Annotated in this window: 19 protein-coding genes; 3 read left to right on the plus strand and 16 right to left on the minus strand. The window is 63.3% G+C overall.

Annotation, left to right across the window (positions count from 1 at the left end; translation table 11 throughout):
- Positions 1-76: 76 nt before the first annotated feature.
- Positions 77-727 carry a ribonuclease HII gene (rnhB, locus tag ACVJNE_RS13530; RefSeq protein ID WP_499566298.1) on the plus strand — a complete coding sequence of 217 codons (651 nt, stop codon included), beginning with the start codon at positions 77-79 and terminating at the stop codon, positions 725-727.
- A 267-nt stretch (positions 728-994) separates the two neighbouring features.
- Here the strand turns inward: rnhB and ACVJNE_RS13535 are convergent, their stop codons facing one another.
- The 8 genes from ACVJNE_RS13535 to ACVJNE_RS13570 form a co-directional block, all read right to left on the minus strand.
- Positions 995-1,474, minus strand: a complete 480-nt coding sequence (locus ACVJNE_RS13535; protein WP_173186484.1) for a F0F1 ATP synthase subunit B — start codon at positions 1,472-1,474, stop codon at positions 995-997.
- Positions 1,475-1,478: 4 nt separating this feature from the next.
- Positions 1,479-2,060 (minus strand): F0F1 ATP synthase subunit B, encoded by a 582-nt coding sequence (locus ACVJNE_RS13540; RefSeq protein ID WP_173186486.1) that lies wholly within the window; start codon positions 2,058-2,060, stop codon positions 1,479-1,481.
- Between the two features lie 63 nt (positions 2,061-2,123).
- On the minus strand, positions 2,124-2,351 hold the full coding sequence (locus ACVJNE_RS13545; RefSeq protein ID WP_173186488.1) for a F0F1 ATP synthase subunit C: 228 nt from the start codon (positions 2,349-2,351) through the stop codon (positions 2,124-2,126).
- A gap of 74 nt (positions 2,352-2,425) precedes the next feature.
- Positions 2,426-3,175 carry a F0F1 ATP synthase subunit A gene (locus ACVJNE_RS13550; protein WP_368802486.1) on the minus strand — a complete coding sequence of 250 codons (750 nt, stop codon included), beginning with the start codon at positions 3,173-3,175 and terminating at the stop codon, positions 2,426-2,428.
- 48 nt (positions 3,176-3,223) lie between these two features.
- Positions 3,224-3,628: an AtpZ/AtpI family protein gene (locus ACVJNE_RS13555; protein WP_499566301.1), complete on the minus strand. Its 405-nt coding sequence runs from the start codon at positions 3,626-3,628 to the stop codon at positions 3,224-3,226.
- 208 nt (positions 3,629-3,836) lie between these two features.
- On the minus strand, positions 3,837-5,012 hold the full coding sequence (locus tag ACVJNE_RS13560; protein ID WP_499566501.1) for a cell wall hydrolase: 1,176 nt from the start codon (positions 5,010-5,012) through the stop codon (positions 3,837-3,839).
- Between the two features lie 127 nt (positions 5,013-5,139).
- Positions 5,140-6,576: a ribosome biogenesis GTPase Der gene (der, locus tag ACVJNE_RS13565; RefSeq protein WP_499566303.1), complete on the minus strand. Its 1,437-nt coding sequence runs from the start codon at positions 6,574-6,576 to the stop codon at positions 5,140-5,142.
- Between the two features lie 9 nt (positions 6,577-6,585).
- On the minus strand, positions 6,586-7,251 hold the full coding sequence (locus tag ACVJNE_RS13570) for a tetratricopeptide repeat protein (RefSeq protein WP_173186498.1): 666 nt from the start codon (positions 7,249-7,251) through the stop codon (positions 6,586-6,588).
- Positions 7,252-7,466: 215 nt separating this feature from the next.
- Between ACVJNE_RS13570 and ACVJNE_RS13575 the strand changes: the two genes are divergently transcribed.
- The gene (locus ACVJNE_RS13575; protein WP_499566305.1) at positions 7,467-8,450 is read left to right on the plus strand and encodes a polysaccharide deacetylase family protein; all 984 of its coding nucleotides are present in this window, start codon (positions 7,467-7,469) and stop codon (positions 8,448-8,450) included.
- Between the two features lie 3 nt (positions 8,451-8,453).
- On the opposite strand, the gene ACVJNE_RS13580 is transcribed toward ACVJNE_RS13575, so the two are convergent.
- From ACVJNE_RS13580 to ACVJNE_RS13590, 3 genes are all read right to left on the minus strand, one after another.
- The gene (locus ACVJNE_RS13580) at positions 8,454-9,566 is read right to left on the minus strand and encodes a YbfB/YjiJ family MFS transporter (RefSeq protein WP_499566307.1); all 1,113 of its coding nucleotides are present in this window, start codon (positions 9,564-9,566) and stop codon (positions 8,454-8,456) included.
- A gap of 131 nt (positions 9,567-9,697) precedes the next feature.
- Complete coding sequence (locus ACVJNE_RS13585) at positions 9,698-10,348, minus strand: 2'-5' RNA ligase family protein (RefSeq protein WP_499566309.1); 651 nt, start codon at positions 10,346-10,348, stop codon at positions 9,698-9,700.
- A gap of 82 nt (positions 10,349-10,430) precedes the next feature.
- A complete protein-coding gene (locus ACVJNE_RS13590) occupies positions 10,431-10,781 on the minus strand; it encodes an arsenate reductase (RefSeq protein WP_499566311.1) in 351 nt (116 codons plus the stop codon).
- 246 nt (positions 10,782-11,027) lie between these two features.
- Here ACVJNE_RS13590 and ACVJNE_RS13595 point away from each other — a divergent pair, with 246 nt between their 5' ends.
- The gene (locus ACVJNE_RS13595; RefSeq protein ID WP_499566313.1) at positions 11,028-11,681 is read left to right on the plus strand and encodes a LuxR C-terminal-related transcriptional regulator; all 654 of its coding nucleotides are present in this window, start codon (positions 11,028-11,030) and stop codon (positions 11,679-11,681) included.
- Here ACVJNE_RS13595 and ACVJNE_RS13600 read toward each other — a convergent pair.
- From ACVJNE_RS13600 to ACVJNE_RS13620, 5 genes are all read right to left on the minus strand, one after another.
- Positions 11,600-13,408, minus strand: a complete 1,809-nt coding sequence (locus tag ACVJNE_RS13600) for an ATP-binding response regulator (RefSeq protein ID WP_499566315.1) — start codon at positions 13,406-13,408, stop codon at positions 11,600-11,602. The genes ACVJNE_RS13595 and ACVJNE_RS13600 overlap by 82 nt on opposite strands.
- A gap of 115 nt (positions 13,409-13,523) precedes the next feature.
- On the minus strand, positions 13,524-14,255 hold the full coding sequence (locus ACVJNE_RS13605; RefSeq protein WP_499566317.1) for an SDR family oxidoreductase: 732 nt from the start codon (positions 14,253-14,255) through the stop codon (positions 13,524-13,526).
- A 33-nt stretch (positions 14,256-14,288) separates the two neighbouring features.
- Complete coding sequence (locus tag ACVJNE_RS13610; RefSeq protein ID WP_499566318.1) at positions 14,289-15,353, minus strand: ABC transporter ATP-binding protein; 1,065 nt, start codon at positions 15,351-15,353, stop codon at positions 14,289-14,291.
- Position 15,354: 1 nt separating this feature from the next.
- A complete protein-coding gene (locus ACVJNE_RS13615; RefSeq protein WP_499566320.1) occupies positions 15,355-16,983 on the minus strand; it encodes an FGGY-family carbohydrate kinase in 1,629 nt (542 codons plus the stop codon).
- A 61-nt stretch (positions 16,984-17,044) separates the two neighbouring features.
- Complete coding sequence (locus ACVJNE_RS13620) at positions 17,045-18,487, minus strand: FAD-dependent oxidoreductase (protein ID WP_499566322.1); 1,443 nt, start codon at positions 18,485-18,487, stop codon at positions 17,045-17,047.
- Positions 18,488-18,515 lie beyond the last annotated feature (28 nt).

The raw sequence follows: 18,515 nt of genomic DNA on the forward strand, positions 1-18,515 counted from the left end.
GACAAGTGGATACGTTCGCTGTGGAATGGTTCGCTGCTTGCACCGGGGCCTCAGCCGGTGCAAGCATCGACAGGCTATGCCACGACCACAGCCCGATTCTCCGCTTCTGTTCGACCTGCCCGTGCGACCGGATTTCTCGCTGGAGAGGGAGGCCCTGCGCGATAGCCGCTGGCCCGTGGCCGGCACCGACGAGGCCGGCCGGGGGCCTCTCGCAGGCCCGGTGGTTGCGGCCGCCGTCGTCCTCGATCCTGAGAACATTCCGGATGGGCTGGACGATTCGAAACGGATGGATGCAGCAGCACGCGAAGGCGTGTTCACCGAAATCCTCACTCGTGCGAAGGCGGTCTCGTTTTCGGCCGTATGCGCGGGTTCCATCGACAGCGGCGATATCCGCAAGGCAAGCCTGGAAGCCATGCGCCGGTCAGTGGCCACGCTTACGGTGAAGCCGTTGCTGGTGCTTGCGGACGGCCGGGACGTTCCACCCGGGCTCCCCTGTCTCGGTCGCGCGGTCGTCAAGGGTGACCAGCGCTCGCAGTCGATCGCGGCCGCCTCGATCGTCGCCAAGGTCATGCGCGACCGGATGATGGCGCGCGCCGGAGCCTGTGACGTGCGCTACGGTTTCGAGCTCCATATGGGCTACGCGACGGTCCGCCATCGCACCGCGATCCTGGAACACGGGCCGGTAACACGGCTGCACAGGCTGTCCTTCGCGCCGTTCCGCACATAAAGAGCAGTTGCCTAAAAAGCCTGTTTGCCGTCATGCGTGCTTCGAGGCTCGCCTTGCTCGCACCTCAGGATGAGGACGGTTGTGCACCGCTCGGCAATGTTGCGGGCTTGAGGGGCGCTTCTTTGACGTCCATCGAGCCGACCGTGGGAGAATTTGATCAACCCACCTCCCTCATCCTGAGGTGCGAGCAAGCGAGTCTCGAAGGACGCACCATAACAAAAGGCCGCCCGGAGGCGACCTTTAGAATGTTCGAACCGGTAGAACCGATCAGTTCAGCTTCGCCTTGACGTCGTCAAGCGTCGACTTGAAAAGCGCGGCGTCAGCACGGGCATCGACCTTGTCTGCGAGCAGCTTGCCGGCAGCCTCGATGGCGATATCCACTGCGCTGCTGCGCACCTCGTTGACTGCGTCACGCTCGGCCTGAGCGATCTTCTGCTCCGCGAGCGCCGTACGCCGCACCACATAGTCTTCGGTTTTCTGCTTGGCTTCAGAAACCAGAAGCTCGGCCTCGCGCTTGGCGGCGGCGACGATATCGCCCGCTTCCTGCTCGGCTTCCTTACGCTTGCGCTGGTATTCGGCCAGCAGTTGCTGGGCCTCCTCGCGCAGGCGACGCGCTTCCTCAAGGTCGTTGCGAATACGTTCGGCGCGCGCGTCGAGCGACTTCGAGATCATCCCCGGTATACGCAGATAGGCCATAAGCGCGAGGAAGATAAGCAGAGCGGCTGTGGCCCAGAATGTAGCATCCATGGTCCTACCTCCTCGAAGCCTTGACCGCCGATGAAACCGCAGCCTTGTCGATCGTGGTGCCGACAAGCTCCTTGACGATCAGGCCGGTGGTTTCCTCGGCGATCTGGCCGACGTCGCGCATGGCGGCGTCCTTGATCAGCGCGATGCGTGCCTCGGCTTCCGAAAGCTTGGAATCCAGCGCTGCCTCAACCTGCCTGCGTTCTGCCTCGGCTTCCGCCTTGGCGCCCTCGCGGGCTTCCTGGCCAATCGCATTCGCCTTGGACTTGGCGTCGGCAAGCTCCTGCTCGTAGGCAGCAAGGGCAGCGTCCGCCTCTTCCTTCAACTTGGCGGCCTGGTCGAGATCCTGCGCGATGCGATCGCTGCGCACCTCGAGGATGCCGCCGATGCGCGGCAGAACCACCTTCTGCAGGAACAGGTAGAACAGACCGAAGGTAATCGCCAGCCAGAGAAGCTGCGACGGATATGTGGAAGAATCGAATGGCGGGAACGAACCGCCGCCAGCGCCGTGGTCGACGCCCACTTCGGATTGCGTCTCGCCGTGCGCTTCCGTTTCCGATTCCTGCGCGAATGCAGGCGCCACGAACATGGGCTACCCCTGTCTAGAGAGTGGCCGGCCGCACAAGGCGGCCGACAATATACGGCTTCGGTCTTAGACTGCGAACAGCAGCAGCAGCGCGACCAGCAGCGAGAAGATGCCGAGCGCTTCCGTCACCGCGAAGCCGAAGATCAGGCGGCCGAACTGGCCGTCAGCAGCCGAAGGATTGCGCAGGGCGCCGGCGAGGTAGTTGCCGAAGATGTGGCCGAGACCAATGCCCGCGCCGCCCATGCCAAGGCAGGCAATACCGGCGCCGATGAACTTTGCTGCTTCCGCTTCCATGGTAGAACTCCTTCAATGGAACTTTGAGATTGATGCGGTTTCGAAGTTGGCGGGAGAGCCCGCCGGTGAACGGGTCAGTGCGACGGGTGTAGCGCGTCGTTGAGATACATGCAGGTCAGCACTGCGAAAACGTAGGCCTGCAGGAACGACACCAGGAACTCGAGGCCGGTCAGCGCAATGGTCATGAGCAGCGGCAGAATTGCGCCACCGATGCCAAGCGCGCCCAGCGAACCCAGCGAGACGACGAAGCCGGCGAAAACCTTGAGCGTGATGTGACCAGCCAGCATGTTGGCGAAAAGACGCACCGAAAGGCTGATCGGACGCGACAGGAACGAGATCACCTCGATCAGCACCACCAGCGGCACGAGAATGGCCGGAACACCTTCGGGCACGAAGAGACCGAGGAACTTGAGCCCGTGCTTCCAGAAGCCGTAGATGACGACGGTGCCCATCACCAGCATCGCAAGCGCGAAGGTGACGATGATGTGGCTGGTGACGGTAAAGAAGTAGGGGAACATGCCCAGCAGGTTTGCCACCAGCACGAACATGAACAGCGAAAACACCAGCGGGAAGAACTTCATGCCGTGCGTGCCGGCAGCGTCGCGCAGCATGTTGGCGACGAATTCGTAGGACATCTCCGAAACCGACTGCAGACGGCTGGGAACCAGACCGCGGCTGGAGGTCGTCAGATAAAGAAACGCGCCTGCGGTCGCCACGGTGGCGACCATGAACAGCGACGAGTTGGTGAACGAGAAATCGAGCCCACCGATTTCGATCGGAATCAGTTTCGAGATCTGAAACTGGTGAATTGGATCGTTGGCCAACCTGGACCCCCTCGATGCGTCACGCGCGCCACGCGGCGCAATTCAATCTCAATTGGGCCGTCCGGCGCCATTCCGCGCCTTTCCCGGCCCTCCCTCGGCGACCATGCCCACTGAACGCAGGACATTAAGCACGCCAGCGGCAAACCCCAGAAGCAGGAAGATGATGAGACCCCATGGCGACGTACCCGCCACGCGATCGATCAGCCATCCCAGGCCCGCCCCCACCGCTATCCCAGCGATGAACTCGCTCGACAGCTTCAGCGCCTGTCCGAAACCGGCCATGCCGCCGGTCGCGGGTTTACTTTCGGTTTCGTCCCGCGCCGGTTTTCTGGCTGCGAGAGCCGCATCCAGTTCACGGCTGCGGCGGACGAGGTCTTGCTCGCGGTTGGGCGATCCTGCCGCTGCGCCGGGCTTTTCGTCTCCGGTTTCGTCTGGCCTGTTTGAGCCGGCCATCGCGAACCTCCTGCCCGAACAGCCGGTATCGGCTCTCCGCTTTCAAAGTCGCGCGCAACATAGTTAGGGGTATGTCCCCAGTCAAGCCGGGGCGGGACGGCTGGACGGAACTTATTTGCCAAATAATTTCAATTACTTGACCATATGCGACAATGCGTCGTCAGGCAAAGCCGGGCGGATTGGCGCGAATCCCCGCGCCAAGGCGGCCTCAGCTCCAGCCGCCGCCATAGGTGCGATAGAAGATATGGAGGCCGATCTTCTTCATCTTTTCCATGGTTCGTGCCCAGCCGGGGTGGACATAGGTGGCGTGATAGTGCGTGGCCGACCCCACCTCTGGAATGAAGATCTTGCCGGCGGTGACGGCCATGGCGACATCCTGCGCCACCTTGTAGTGAGATGCGCTGCGCACGCGCGGGCGCGAGCCGTCGCAGGCAAACGAGAACTGGCAGCGATTGCGCCAGCTACGGTTCTGGTAGACCACACCGCAGATCGTCGAAGGATAGGTCGGGTTGCGGACACGGTTGAGGATAACCTGCGCGACGGCCGCCTGGCCTTTGACGTCTTCTCCGCGCGCCTCGAAATAGATGCCCTCGGCGAGGCACTTCTGCTCCGCAGAAGAGAATACGGTAGCCGGCAGCGGCTTGCTCATCCATTCGTGGTCGCCTGCCACAACGGGCGGAATGAACCGGCCGGCGGTCTCGTCCTGCTCGTTCTTTAGCAGGCTGGCAAACGGCGAGGCGGTCGCGTAGTCCGGCTCCGGCGGCGCATAGGCTGTCGCCAGAATGTCGGCCTTCTCATTGGTGACCAGCGAGGCAAGGAAAGCCGGAACGCCGGGGTCGATCTTGTCTTCCTTGATATGGAAGGCCCCGGCGATCTGGATTTCCTTGCCCTTGATGTCCGGCACGGCGAAGGCCATTGCGACCTCCGGCTCGGCCTTGAGGTCGATCAGCGAGCTGGTGCGCTCGAACACCGAGCCGGCGTTGAACAGCTTCGGCGGCGCCACAGGCGCAACGTTGACGATGCGGCCGCGCTTGTCGGACCGGTTGATGCGCGCCTCGTCAGGCGTTTCGCTCGCTGCGCCCTTGCCGCGGAAAGCGACCGCGCCAAGACCGGCCGCATTCAGGCCTCCGCCGGAAATCGAGCCCGTTGTCGTGGAATCGAGAAAAGGCATTTCTGCCTGATGAACGGAGCCGGCGACCGCGCGCTCGACGAAGGAGCCCCAACGCTCTCCGCCCCGCTCGACGCCGGAAACATAGCTGGCAATATCCTGGTAGGCGGCCTGGGTCGGCGAACAGACCCAAATGCCGAGACCGACCATGAAAGGAGCAGCGAGGGATCGCATGCTGCCAACGACATCCCGCCGGCGCAAAACCTTTCGACGCAGCACGAATTTTCTCCAGAAACGCAACCCAACTGAACAGGCCGCGATAGTCGGGCATTAACCTTGATGGAGCGTTAACGGTGCGGGAAAGACGACATTGTGGCGGCCGCGCCAGGCGCGGCAAAGCGCCTCAGCGGCGCTTCTTGGCCTTGTTGGCAAACGGATTGTCCGGCGCGCGCAATGCCATGCGGATCGGCACGCCCGGCATCTCGAACGTCTCGCGCAGGCCATTGACCAGATAGCGGATGTAGGATTGCGGCATGGCATCCTGCCGCGAACAGGAGAGGACGAAGCCCGGCGGGCGGGTCTTGGCCTGGGTGATGTACTTGATCTTGAGCCGCCTGCCGGCGACTGCCGGAGGCGGATGGTGCGTAAGCACACCTTCCAGCCAGCGATTGAGCTTGCCGGTGGAGACACGGCTATTCCAGACGCGATGCGTCTTTTCGATCGCCTCCATCAGCTTGTCGAGGCCCCTGCCCGTCTCTGCGGAAACAGGCACAGCCTGGAGGCCGCGCACCTGCGGCAACAGCCGCTCGGTCTTTTCGCGCAGCTCGGCCAGAAGTTCCTGCCGGTTTTCGATCAGGTCCCATTTGTTGAAGGCCAGAACCGGCGCGCGCCCTTCCCGGATGATCAGATCGGCGATCTGCAGATCCTGCTTCTCGAACGGGATGGTCGCGTCGAATACGATCACCACGACCTCGGCGAAGCGGATGGCGCGCAAACCGTCTGCGACGGACAGCTTCTCAAGCTTTTCCTGGACGCGGGCCTTTCGGCGCATGCCGGCTGTGTCGAAGAGCTTGATGCGACGGCCACGCCAATCCCAGTCGACCGAAATCGAATCGCGCGTGATGCCCGCCTCAGGGCCGGTCAGCAGCCGCTCCTCACCCAGCAGGGTATTGATAAGCGTCGACTTGCCCGCATTCGGACGGCCGACGACCGCGATGCGCAACGGCTTGGTCGCATCATACTCCGGCACGGTCTCGTCATCGGGATCCTCGATATCCTCGCCGATCAACACGCCCGTGGAAGCAACCGCAGCCGGCTCGTCCTCATCGTCCCCCAGCGTGCGCTCCTCGCCCAGCGCTTCGATGATCGCCTCACGCAGATCGGGCATGCCCTCGCCGTGCTCAGCCGAAATGGGGATCGGCTCGCCGAGACCGAGTTCCCACCCCTCGAGCATGCCGCCCTGGGCACCACGTGTCTCCGCCTTGTTGGCAACCAGCACCACGGGCTTGCCCGTACGCCTCACTACTTCGGCAAAGGTGCGGTCATCCGGCATCAGGCCCGTGCGGGCGTCGATCAGGAACAGCACCAGATCGGCTTCGTCTATCGCGGTTTCCGTCTGAGCGCGCATGCGGCCTTCGAGCGATGATGCGGCGGCATCCTCGAGACCGGCGGTGTCGATGACATCGAAGCGAAGATCGAAGAGTTTTGCGGGGTGCACGCGCCGATCGCGCGTCACGCCGGGCGTGTCGTCAACGAGCGCGAGCTTGCGCCCGGCAAGCCGGTTGAACAACGTCGACTTGCCGACGTTGGGACGGCCGATGATCGAGACCTTGAAGCGCATCCGGATTCGTCACGACGACGAGCCCGAACCGCGGATCAGTTCGGACATGAGTTCGGCTCGCTGACGCATGTTCTGAGGTGCGCCCTCGTCATCGATGATCTGGTTGAACAAGGTTGCGGCATCCTCCGTGCGCCCCTGTTTCCAGGCGGACAGCGCCAGCGCCTCGCGCGCCGAATGGCGCAACGTATTGGTTTCGACCGCCAGCGCCTCGACACGGGCCGACACATCCTCGTAGGAACCATGGTCGACCAGAAGCAGCCCGGCGCGCAGCTTGGCCATGTCACGGATCGAGCCCGGCACCGAGCTGTCTGAAGCAACATTGTCGAAGGCGGCAACCGCGCCTTCGTAGTCGCCCGCCTGGGCCAGCACGGTCGCGCCGCGCATACGTGCCAGAACCGGATAGGCGCCGTGGCCATCGGCCTCGAGCTGCTCCAGTGCGGCAGTCGCCTCGTCGGTCCGGCCTTCGCGTGCCAGGGACAAGGCTTGCGAGTAGGCATCGCCCGAGCTGTTGGCCTGCGTCTGCGTCCAGTAGTCCCAGGCAACCCATGCGGCGGTAACCAGCACCACACCCACCGCAATGGCGATGGTGATGGGGCCGAAACGGTCCCACAGCGCCTTCGCCTGATCCTGGCGGAGCTCCTGGTTTACTTCGCGAATGAAACTGTCGTCCGACATCGGTCACCGGCGTCTAGGGGAAAATCAGGCCCGGATTTTCCGTATCAGGCCTATATCGGCATGGGTTTTAGCGAAATTTCTTGGCCATGGAAGGGGCTTTGGCAAAAACCGTGATCGCTTAGGGGTGGCAAGACAGCTCGGCGAGGTCCCACGCGCGCCATATTCGCCTGCGAGGAACGGGAACCCTCAATATGTATACTGCGTTGCGTTTCCCCATGTCTTCAGCCCGTTGTTCCGCCCTCGCCGTCATCGCCTGCCTGAGCACCGCTCCGGCTTTTGCCGACGAAACGCGTGATCGCCCTCTCCAATATGTGATGATTTCCTTCGACGGCGCGGGGCCGATCGAGCAATGGGAGCGCAGCCGCGCGCTTGCCGAGCGCACCGGCGCGCGATTCACCTATTTCCTGTCCTGCGTCTATGCCGTGGCGCGCGAGGATCGGGCGATATACGAGCCGCCGCGCCATGCGGCGGGCGGTTCCAATGTCGGTTTCGCCGAGTCGCGCGATGAGGCCGCTCAACGCCTCGAACAGATATGGATCGCACTATCGGAGGGTCACGAGATCGCGAGCCACGCATGCGGCCATTTCGACGGAGGCGACTGGAGCGCGGCCGACTGGAAGAGCGAGTTCGGACAGTTCTCGGCACTGCTGACCGATGCCTGGCAGCGAAACGGCATCGGCGAGCGGGAACCCGACGACTGGAAAGACTTTGTCGGAAACGAGATCGTCGGCTTCCGCGCGCCTTATCTCTCCACCGGGCCGGGTCTCTTCGATGCGCTGGCGCAAACCGGTTTCGTCTATGATGCAAGCACGGTATCGAGCGGACCGGCGATGGCAACGGAAGGCCCTGTCAGGCGCTTCGCGCTGCCAATGATCCCCGAAGGTCCCAAGGGCCGCGCGGTGATCGCCATGGACTACAACCTCTTCGTGCGTCACTCCAAAGCCGTAGAGACGGAAGATGTAGATGGCGCTTTCGAGGAACGCACGCTTGCGGCATTTCGCGCCGCGCTCGATGCCGAACTCGAAGGCAATCGCGTTCCGCTGCAGATCGGCCTGCATTTCACGCTTATGAACGGTGGGGCGTACTGGCGTGCGCTGGAGCGTTTCACCGAAGATGCATGCGCGCGGGCCGAAGTGAAGTGCGTCACATATCGCGGCTATCTTGACGCGACAGGACCAGCCACGCCCGCCGACGGGTAGCGATCAGGTCTGCGGCCTGACGCCGTAGCCAATGATTGCCGAGAGCAGAAGCGTCGCGGCGGCAAGCAAGGACGGCGCGGTGAAGCTGCCGGTGCGGTCCGCCACGAGCCCTGCAACGATTGGCCCGAGAATCTGACCGAGCCCGAAGGCCGCCGTCATCAGCGCCAGCACCCGCCGTGGCGCTTCACCGGCCAGTTGGCGCCCGAGTTGCAGCCCAAAGGCGGTGACGGCGATGAATGTACCGCCCAGCAGGACGCCCGCGATCAACGGGCCGGCATACCCGCCGACGCTGACGCTGGCCGCGACGCCAACGGCTTCGACCACGCAGCCAGCGGCAAAAATGGTGGCGAGACCACGCCGCCTGACAGCCTTGCCCCAGAGCCACACGGAGAAGAACCCCGCCAGGCCGGTGGCAAACCAGACCACCGACTCGAACAACCGTCCCGCATCGCCCTGCCTGACGATGGCAACCAGAAAGGTGGCGGTGACGATGTAGCCAAAACCAAACAGGCCGTAGGCGAGAATGATGCGCACCATTGCCGGGCTCATCGGCATGGCCGGCTCGGCAATGGGTCGTTGGGCCGCCGCAGGCCCCTTGTCGACCAACCAGAACACCACCGCGAACCCTGCTGCAGACAACACGCCCGACCAGAGCCAGCTCGCCTGCCATTCGGCACCGGCCAGAAGCAGGGCACCGGTCATCACCGACGAGACGGCAATTCCGGCCCCCACACCGCCGAAATGCCACGCCTGAAGGTCGTTGCGTCCACCCGCCGCCAGCCGCGAGAAGATGATGGTCGACAGGAAGATCATCACGAAGGCGCTTGCGACGCCTGCGAGGAAGCGGATCGCCAGGAACAATGCGACGCTTTCGGTCAGGCCCATCGCCGCAGCGAGAACCGTGCTGGCGGCAAGGCCGGCCATTGCAATCGCCCGCTCCCTGCCCTGGCCCCAATTGCCCGCGGCAAGAATGGCGCCGGCCAGATAGCCTGCATAGTTGGCCGAAGCGATCAGCCCGGCGTCGGACGCAGAGAGGCCGAGACCGTCCATCATGCCGGGCAGGATCGGAGTATAGACGAAACGGCCGATACCCATGGCGACCGCCATGGCGATCATGCCCGAGATCGCATACGTGACCGGAGAACGCGCGTGAGAATCCATTGGAGCGGAGCTTACGACCAGCGTGCCGGCGCACAACCGTTTAGCCGCGCTGGTCCACTCGAAAGCCGGTTATGGTGCACTGCACATCAAGCTGCGAGCGGCCAGCGCGCCTCGATGACATGCCGATAAGGTTTGCGCAGGCTGTGGATGAGTTGAAACTCCCGCACCTGCCAGGAGACCGGCGGAATCTCAAGCTCCGGCATGATCCGCGGCGCGCGCGCGACAGTCATATGTGGCGTGAAGTTGCGACAATGCCGGGGCAACTGCAAAGCGTCGCAAACCCTGTCATGAAAATCGCGCAGGGGCCCAACACAGTCCACACCTGTCATGACGACGGCACCACGCGGGCCGAATGTCATCAGTCGGTCGAAGATCGCAGGAAAGGCTGGGGCTTTCAGTTCACGCAATAGGGCATCCAGCTTGTCGACCTGTGCTGGAGCAACGTGGTCGAACTTTCCGAAGCCGACCATCGAGATGTGCCTGCATTCTCCAGGCACAATGCCGATCTTGCTGGCGATAGCACCCTTAATTGCCGGGACAATCCTCTGGTCGATTTCCGCAGACGCACATGCGTCAGGGCAGATAGCCAAAAACAGCGATGCGATCGGAGCATGCAGAAGACCCGGTAGGCTAAGTTGCTCGGCGCGGCGACGCCCCACAATGGGATTCGGTGCGCGGGCTCGTTTTACGGTCGGCGCCGCTTCGGCAGGCAAGTCGAGGTCGAATGCCAGTTGCATCCGACAAACTAGAACAAAACATGAACACTCTGCAAGAGGAGACTTGGTGGTGACACCCGGACCATAGGTGACTGTCTTGTCTTCAGCCCCTGAACAATACCGCGTAGCGCTCCGGCTTGAAGCCGACCTCGATGCGGCCGCCGGTCTCCAGAACGGGGCGTTTGATCATTGTTGGCTCCGCGAGCATCAGATCGATCGCTGAACTTTCGTCGAGGTCGATCTTCGACGCATCTGGCAGGGCACGGAACGTGGTACTCGACTTGTTCAGCACCTTCTCCCAGCCGACGGCGGCACACCAGCGTTCCAAGGAAGCCCGGTCGATGCCTTCGACGCGATAATCGTGAAAGTGATAGGCGACGCCTTCGCTCTCGAGCCAGCGAAACGCCTTCTTCATCGTGTCGCAGGTCTTGATGCCGTAGATCGTGGCGGACATCGTACGCTCCTCTTGCAAGTCCGGAATCATATTTGCCGTGGTCTTTAGGCGGTTTCCGTCTCGATATACAGGTGCGAAGGACGCCCCAGCCACCGGGCGCTAGTGCACCTGAACTAATGGCGGTGCCGCCCAGTGTCGATTACGCTTTCCAGAAACGAAAAATTCGCGCGAAGCGATGCAGCAGCAAGTGACGACGAATGCGCAGAACCGATCGGGTCGCGCTTGCGTAACAAAGGCCGTAGACTGATGCCCCACGACGATTACGCCGGCGAGGACAGGGCCGTGAAAATCATCATTGCCGACGACCATCCCGTCTTCCGAGACGGCATGCGCCGGCTCGTACAGCGCACCATCTCCGACGCCGAAATCTCCGAGGCTGCAGATTTCGGCACGGTGATTGAACTGGCGGCTACCGGAGCGCCGGACCTGTTCCTTCTCGACCTCAACTTTCCAGATTTCGTACTGCCGGATTCGATCGCCCGGCTGCGCAAGACATGGCCGCTTGCCTCTATCGTGATCGTATCCATGCTGGACGACGACGCCACGATCGAGCGCGTCATGTCGATGGGGGCGGACGGTTTCGTCAGCAAGGCGATCCATCCCCAGATCATCGCCGGCGGCGTGCTGGATGTGCTGAACGGCAAGATCGTGGTGATCGGACCACAGGACGGCGGCGATTCCGATCTGCTCGACTACAGCAGTGTCGAGCTCGACAGCCTGCCCCCCCGGCAGCGGGAGGTTCTGCGCCTGATCGTGCAGGGTATGACAAACAAGGAAATTGGGCGCGCGCTGGGCATCTCGCCGCACACGGTCAGGATTCACGCGTCGGCATTGTTCCGGGCACTTAATGTCACGTCGCGTTCGGCTGCTGCAGCATTGGGGCGCGACCTCGGCTGTTGATCCACTTTGCCGCCGGCGCGTTCCAGGGCGAGGGACATGAGCGCGGCGCGCAACTGCGCTGGCCGCGCCGGCTTGGCAAGGAGGCGGACAGGCTCCAGACCATCCAGCCGGTGCTGGTCGAAACCAGCGACACCGGTCACGACAAGCGCCGGCACGGCAAAACCCTCCTGAGCGCGTACCGCGGCGATGCATTCGGCTCCGGTGTGCATGTCCCCGAGATCGTAGTCAGTCACCAGCATGTCTGCGCCCGTCGCTGTATTTGGAACGCCAGCGCTGGACGAGACGACGCAGCCCCAGCTTTCGAGCAGCTCAACCATCGCCTGCCTTATGTCGGCATCGTCGTCGGTGACGTGTACGTGCAAGCCTGTAAGCCTGTGAGCAACCGCGGGCCTGGCCGTGGTTCCACGTTTGCGCGCCTCTGTCGGGCGCAAACCTGAAATCCGAACCATAGTGCCCTTGCCCGGCTCCGACTCCAACCGATGACGCAAACCCAGCAACGCGGCAAACCGCGCCACCAAGGGCAATCCGAGCCCAAGCCCCTGAGCCGTGCCACCGGATTTTCCAGCCACGCGGTAGAATTCATGGAAAACAAGCTGCTGTTCCGACGCCGCAATACCTGGCCCCTGGTCGGCAACGACAATCGCGAGTTCTTCTCCGCATCGCCTGACCCCAAGCAGAACGGCGCGGCCCGGCGCATATTTGGCGGCATTGGAAAGCAGATTCTGAATCACGTTCGCCAGAATTCGGGGATCGGTTTCAACCCAATGCTTCGTCGGCACCAGCCGAAGGCTGCCTCCCCGGCTCTCGATCAACGGCGCATTCTGGATAGCAAGCTGGTTGAGCAGCCCGCCAAGATTGAAGACCTCGGGCCGCGGCACCACGCGGCCGAGATCGACCGCCGAAACGTCAAGCAGCGACTGGAAAAGGCCCGACAGGGAATCCAGCGAAGCATCGATCCGGTCAACAAGCTCGCGCGCCTCGTCGTTGAGCGACGACTGGCGCAGAATGGTCGTCAACATACCGATGGCATGCACCGGCTGTCTCAGATCGTGGCTCGCATTGGCGAGAAAGCGCGTCTTTGCCTGGTTGGCCTCCTCGGCGCGCTGATGCTCGCGCGACAACTCGGCAAGCTGAACATCGAGGCTGCGTGCAAGGCCACGGTTCGACAGGAGAAAGCGGTTCATCCGCACTGCCAGGATGCTGAGCGCCCCGGCATACAAGACGATCATGCCTGCATTGATCGCGCCGGCCGCGCCCGGGTCGAGCAGAATGTGAGCGACCGCCAGCCCCAGCAGGCCGATCCAGATGCTGATGAAACAGGACCGCAGCACCGAATGCTGCGACGAGACGGCGCCCAGCGCCGTGCCACCAAGCGCAAAACTGTAGAGAAGCAGGTTCTCGAACGAGGAGCGGGCAGCAAGAACGGCCCCGAGAAACCAGAACAGCGCCACTAGCGTGGTCAGGACCGTGTGAGCCCAGCCTGCGCGGATCAGCCAGCGATCATCTGCACTTTTCCGACGGATGGCATATTGGCACATCCCGCAAATGACGAGCGAAAGGGCCACCATGCCGGCGAGCCAGAGCTGCGCAAGCGTGCCGGTGTCTCCCTGGGCAAGAAAGGCCAGGAGCACGACCGCGATATGAATGAACCACGCCCTGCTGCCGATCTCGCACAGATAGACGACCTGCCAAGGCTCTACACGCCAGCGCTCTGCCTGCAACAGCATCCCCCTTCGATCTGCCCGGCGACAATAAAAAGCGTCTGGCTTGAGAAATCAAATCGAAGGCTGTTATCCCGACCAGATAGCCCCGGACATGGCTGATGCGCCAGGCGCCCAGCGCCTAGAGGTCGTTCGCCTGCGGCAATATTACGAGGTCGCGCACGGTCACGTTGCGTGGGCGCGTCAGCATGAACAGAACCGCCTCGGCCACCTCGACAGGCTCCATCAGGCCGCCGGCCGCCAACTCGGATTCGAGCTTGTCCTTCGGCCAGTCGCTGATAAGCGCGGTGACGACGGGCCCCGGCAGCACTGCGCCGACGCGGATCGAGTGCTTTGCAACCTGCCGACGCACGGTATGCACGAACGCCTGCACGGCATGTTTGGAGGCTGTGTAGATCGGCTCCCACACGACAGGAACGACGCCGGCGATCGAACTGGTGACGACGATGTCGCCGGTTCGCCGTTCGATCATGTGCGGCAGCACAGCGTGGACGCTTCGGAACACAGCGTTGACGTTCAGGGTCAGCATACGGTCCCACGCATCCGGATCGCCATCGACCAGTTCGCCGCCAATATAGGCGCCCGCATTGGCGTGGAAGATGTCGAGCTGGCCCGCCTTATCGAGTATCGCAGGCATCATCGATGCAACGCTTTCAGGCGAAACCAGATCGACCACGAGCGGCATGGCTTCAGGTCCGAGCTCGGCGCAGATCGACTGCAGCGCCTCCTCGTTGCGGTCGACCAGCACCACGCGCGCGCCAGCTTCCAGCATGATCTTCGCGCATTCCAGCCCGATACCGGAGGCGGCACCGGTAATCGCCGCCACCTTGCCAGTCAGTTCCAGACGCCTCATCTACCCTCTCCTCGTATCATTTAGCCGCCACTGTCAGGCTGCGAACAGGTGCGCCGCGCCGGGATCGAAACGGAACTCGACCGGGCTGCCCGGTTCGAACACCTCGTCCTGCGGGATCGCTGCAAGTGCCCGCTCGCTCGACGCGGTTTCGAAGCTGACGACGGTCTCTGCGCCAAGCCGCTCGACCAGAGAAACGCTGCCACGCACCGCGCCGGCCGCGCCGTCCAGCCCCTCGCGCTTCAGATATTGGGGACGCACGCCCAGGAGCACGCGGTCTCCGGTCGCAAAGCCGCGCGCATCGATCGTGACCGGCGCAATCGAGGGCGATTCGACGGTGACCGAGCCGCCGGCGACACCGGTGACCCACACGTCCAGGAAATTCATCCTCGGCGAGCCGATGAAGCCCGCGACGAACTTGTTCGCGGGCTTTTTGTAGAGCTCGATCGGCGCGCCGATCTGCTGGACGACACCGCCCTCCAGCACCACGATCTTGTCGGCGAGCGTCATCGCCTCGACCTGGTCGTGGGTGACGTAGATCATCGTCGCGCCGAGTTCCTTGTGGAGCCGGGCGATTTCCATGCGCATGTCCATGCGGAGCGCCGCATCCAGGTTGGACAGCGGCTCGTCGAACAGAAAGACGGAGGGCTGGCGCACGATGGCGCGACCGATGGCCACGCGCTGCCGCTGGCCGCCCGAAAGCTGGCTCGGCCTGCGCGCCAGCAGCGGCTCCAGCTTGAGGATGCGTGCTGCCTCGCGTACCCGCGCATCGATCTCGGCCTTCGGTGTCTTGTTGAGCGTGAGCCCGAAGCTCATGTTCTGATAGACGGTGAGGTGCGGATAGAGCGCGTAGGACTGGAAAACCATCGCGATGCCACGCTCGCGCGGCTCCATGTCGTTGCAGCGCTCTCCACCTATCGACAGCGTGCCGCCGGTGATGTCCTCGAGGCCGGCGATCATCCGCAGCAAGGTCGACTTGCCGCATCCCGACGGTCCGACGAAGACGACGAACTCGCCGTCCTTGATCTCGAGGTCGACGCCCTTGATGACATCGACCGAACCGAAGCGCTTTTCCAGCTTTTCAAGCTGCAAGCCGGCCATCTCATTTCTCCCCGTTGATGATGTCGCGCGTCGTCCTCTCCGTGGACTGGAGCGCCTCGAAGGCTGCAAAGCGGCGACTGTGAAAGCCGGCCAGGTCCGGCTCCGGTGCGAATGTGTCACCGGATGAGGACATTGCGCGCATGGCGGCTTGCAGGTCCGGGAACGCGCCGGCTGCCGTGGCGCCGAGCATGGCCGATCCGAGAAGCACCGGCTCCGGCTGTCGCGAGGTAGTGACCGGCAGGCCGGCACAATCGGCGAGCAGTTGCCGGACCAGCGGATGCAGCCCGGCACCGCCGCTCAGCGCCACCGTCTCGACTGCTATGCCGTTCGCGCGGCTGGCTTCGATGATCTGGCGCAGTCCGTAGCCGATGCCCAGAACGCCGGCGACATAGAGTGCGACGAGGCTGTCGAGGTCGCGCTCCATGCCAAGCCCCGCAATCACCGCGCGCGCATCGGGATCGGCATGCGGCGAGCGGTTGCCGAGGAAATCGGGGACGACCAGAAGATGTCCCGCAAGTTTTGCCGCGGTTGCGTTCGAGCCGGCCCGATCCACGGCAATATTCGCAAGCAGGGTCGGCAGCGACATCTGCCGCGTCTTCGCCGTTTCGCGAGCCTCTACCGCGGCCGGATGAAGGGCGAGAATCTGGTCGATCGCGGCACCGGCGCTCGACTGTCCGCCCTCGCTGAGCCAGAGGCCCGGCACCATGGCCGAGTAATACGGCCCCCAGACACCGGGAACGAAAACCGGCTCGACACTGCTTGCCATCGTGCATGCGGAGGTGCCGAACACATAGGCCATGCGCGTCGTCGCCGACCCGTCGCCGCCGCTGGCGCCGACAGAACCGACCCCGCCTGCATGGGCGTCGATCAACCCGGCGGCGACAGGCGTTCCGGGCATCAGCCCGAGATCGCGAGCAGCAGCGGTTGTCAGCCCGTCGGCGAGGCGTTGGCCTGCAGGCACGATCGTCGTACCGATGCGGGCAAACTCGTCATCGGCAAGATCGTCCAGACCGATCGCGCGGAAATAACTTTCGTCCCAGCGCTGTTCGTGGGCGAGATAGGTCCATTTGCAGGTAACGGTGCAGACCGACCTGTCGAGGCTGCCGGTGGCGCGCCAGGTCAGATAGTCGGCGAGGTCGAAAAACTGCCATGCGGCACGATAGGTCTCCGGCAGGTTTTCCTTCAGCCAGAGCAGCTTGGGCGTTTCCATCTCCGGCGAGATTGTGCCGCCGACATAGTTGAGAACCGTATGGCCGCCGGCATTGATCCGCCGCGCCTGATCCATGGCCCTGTGGTCCATCCAGACGATGATGTTGCGGTTGGCGTCGCCATGATGGCCGACGGGCAGCGGCGCGCCATCATTGCCAAGCGCCACAAGAGAACACGTGGCGTCGAAGCCGATGCCGGCAATATCCTCCGGTGCAAGGCCGGCAGACGACATCGCCTGCCGGACGCTCGTACAGACAGCCTGCCAAATGTTCTCGCTGGACTGCTCTGCAAAATCGCCGGCATCCAGGTAGAGCGCGATATCGCTTTTCGCTGATGCAAGCATAGCGCCCGCCGCGTCGAAAATGCCGGCGCGGGCGCTGCCGGTACCGACATCTATGCCGATGAAATGAGCCTGGCTCATGCAAAAGCCTCGTTGCCGAAGGGAGCGAGGCTCCCTCCTTTCGATTTGCGGATTGCTGCGGTCACGCGGCCGGCGCGTGCTCGACAGCCGGTGCCCTCGTGCCGTCCGGGTTGCGAAGGTAGACGCCGCGCTCAAGCTGCTGACGGCGCAACTCCTGAACGTCGATCTCGGCCGGCGTGCGGTTGCCACGCACCGAAATCTTGGCCGCGCGACCGGCCGCTTCGCCCATCGCCATGCAGGTCGCCATGACCCGGATGGCACCCATCGCCTCGTGGGTGGCGGAGATACTTCTTCCGGCCACCAGAAGGTTCGAGATTTTCTGCGGCACCAGCGAGCGGTAGGGAATGTCGTAGCAGTCGCCACACCATATCAGCGTGCAGCCGTCGTCGGCCGGCCGGTGAATGTCGATCGGATAGCTGGCGACCGCGATCGCGTCGTCGAAATGGCTGCAGGCCAGCACGTCTTCCTGCGTCATCACATACTGGCCGACGATGCGTCGTGTCTCGCGGATGCCGAGGAAAGGGGCTGTCTTGGTGAAGTAGGCCTGCTCGAAACCCGGCACGTAATTGACGAGGTAGGTGATGATGTCATCGATCTGCGCCCTGCCCTCGATCTCGCCGCGGGTGAGGCTGCGGGCATCCGTGCCGTCGGTGTCCTTGACGCGGGTCATGTTGATCCAGACCTCCCCCTTCTTGAGGCCGGTGATGATGATTGTCCGCTCGTTGGGTATCTGCAGACCGCGCTCCTGCTTGGCCTTGGCCATCAGTTCGCGCATGCCGACGACGATGAACTGATGGTTCTGGCCGAAATACTCGGCAGGAATGAAGTCGGTCAGGTAGGTGCGCGCCTGCGGCGGCGCATTGGCAATGCTGTGGCGCAGCTTGTCGGTGTCGACGCCGCCAAGGCAGAACATCAGCGTCGGCGGCTGCATGCCGCCATCGGCGTTGCCCTTCTCCGTCGGCACGCCGGCGCGATAGGCGACATCCGCATCCCCGGTGCAATCGATTACGACTTTTGCAAGCGTTGCCGTGCGGCCGCTCTTGCTCTCTGTGATGACGCCGCGGATCGTGTCGCCGTCCATGACCACGCCTGCGAAGAAGGTGTAGAACAACACGTCGACGCCAGCCTCGGTCAGCATTTCGAGGGCAACCGTCTTAACGGCTTCCGGCTCGACCAGCGTTATGCCCATATGCAATGGGCAGGGCCTGTGCTCGCTCGCCCCGTCACGCTCCTTGCGCAGCCGCTCGATGAATTTCTGCGGCAGGCCGTCGATGATCTGGTTACCCTTCTGGCCGAGGAAGCCGAGCACGGGAAGACCGATCGTCATGTTGCCGCCGACGAAGCTGCGGCTTTCGATCAGTCCGACCCGCAACCCGTCCTCGGAGGCCGCCAGCGCGGCGGTGAGGCCGGATGGTCCACCACCGACGACGAGTACGTCGTATTCGGCGGAAACGGGGATCGAACGGGCGGGCTCGTCTATGGAGCGGACGGGGGAAGCAGGCATGGGTGATCCTCAGGAGTGATCAGGGATG

Source organism: Mesorhizobium sp. DxT (genome assembly GCF_058448885.1).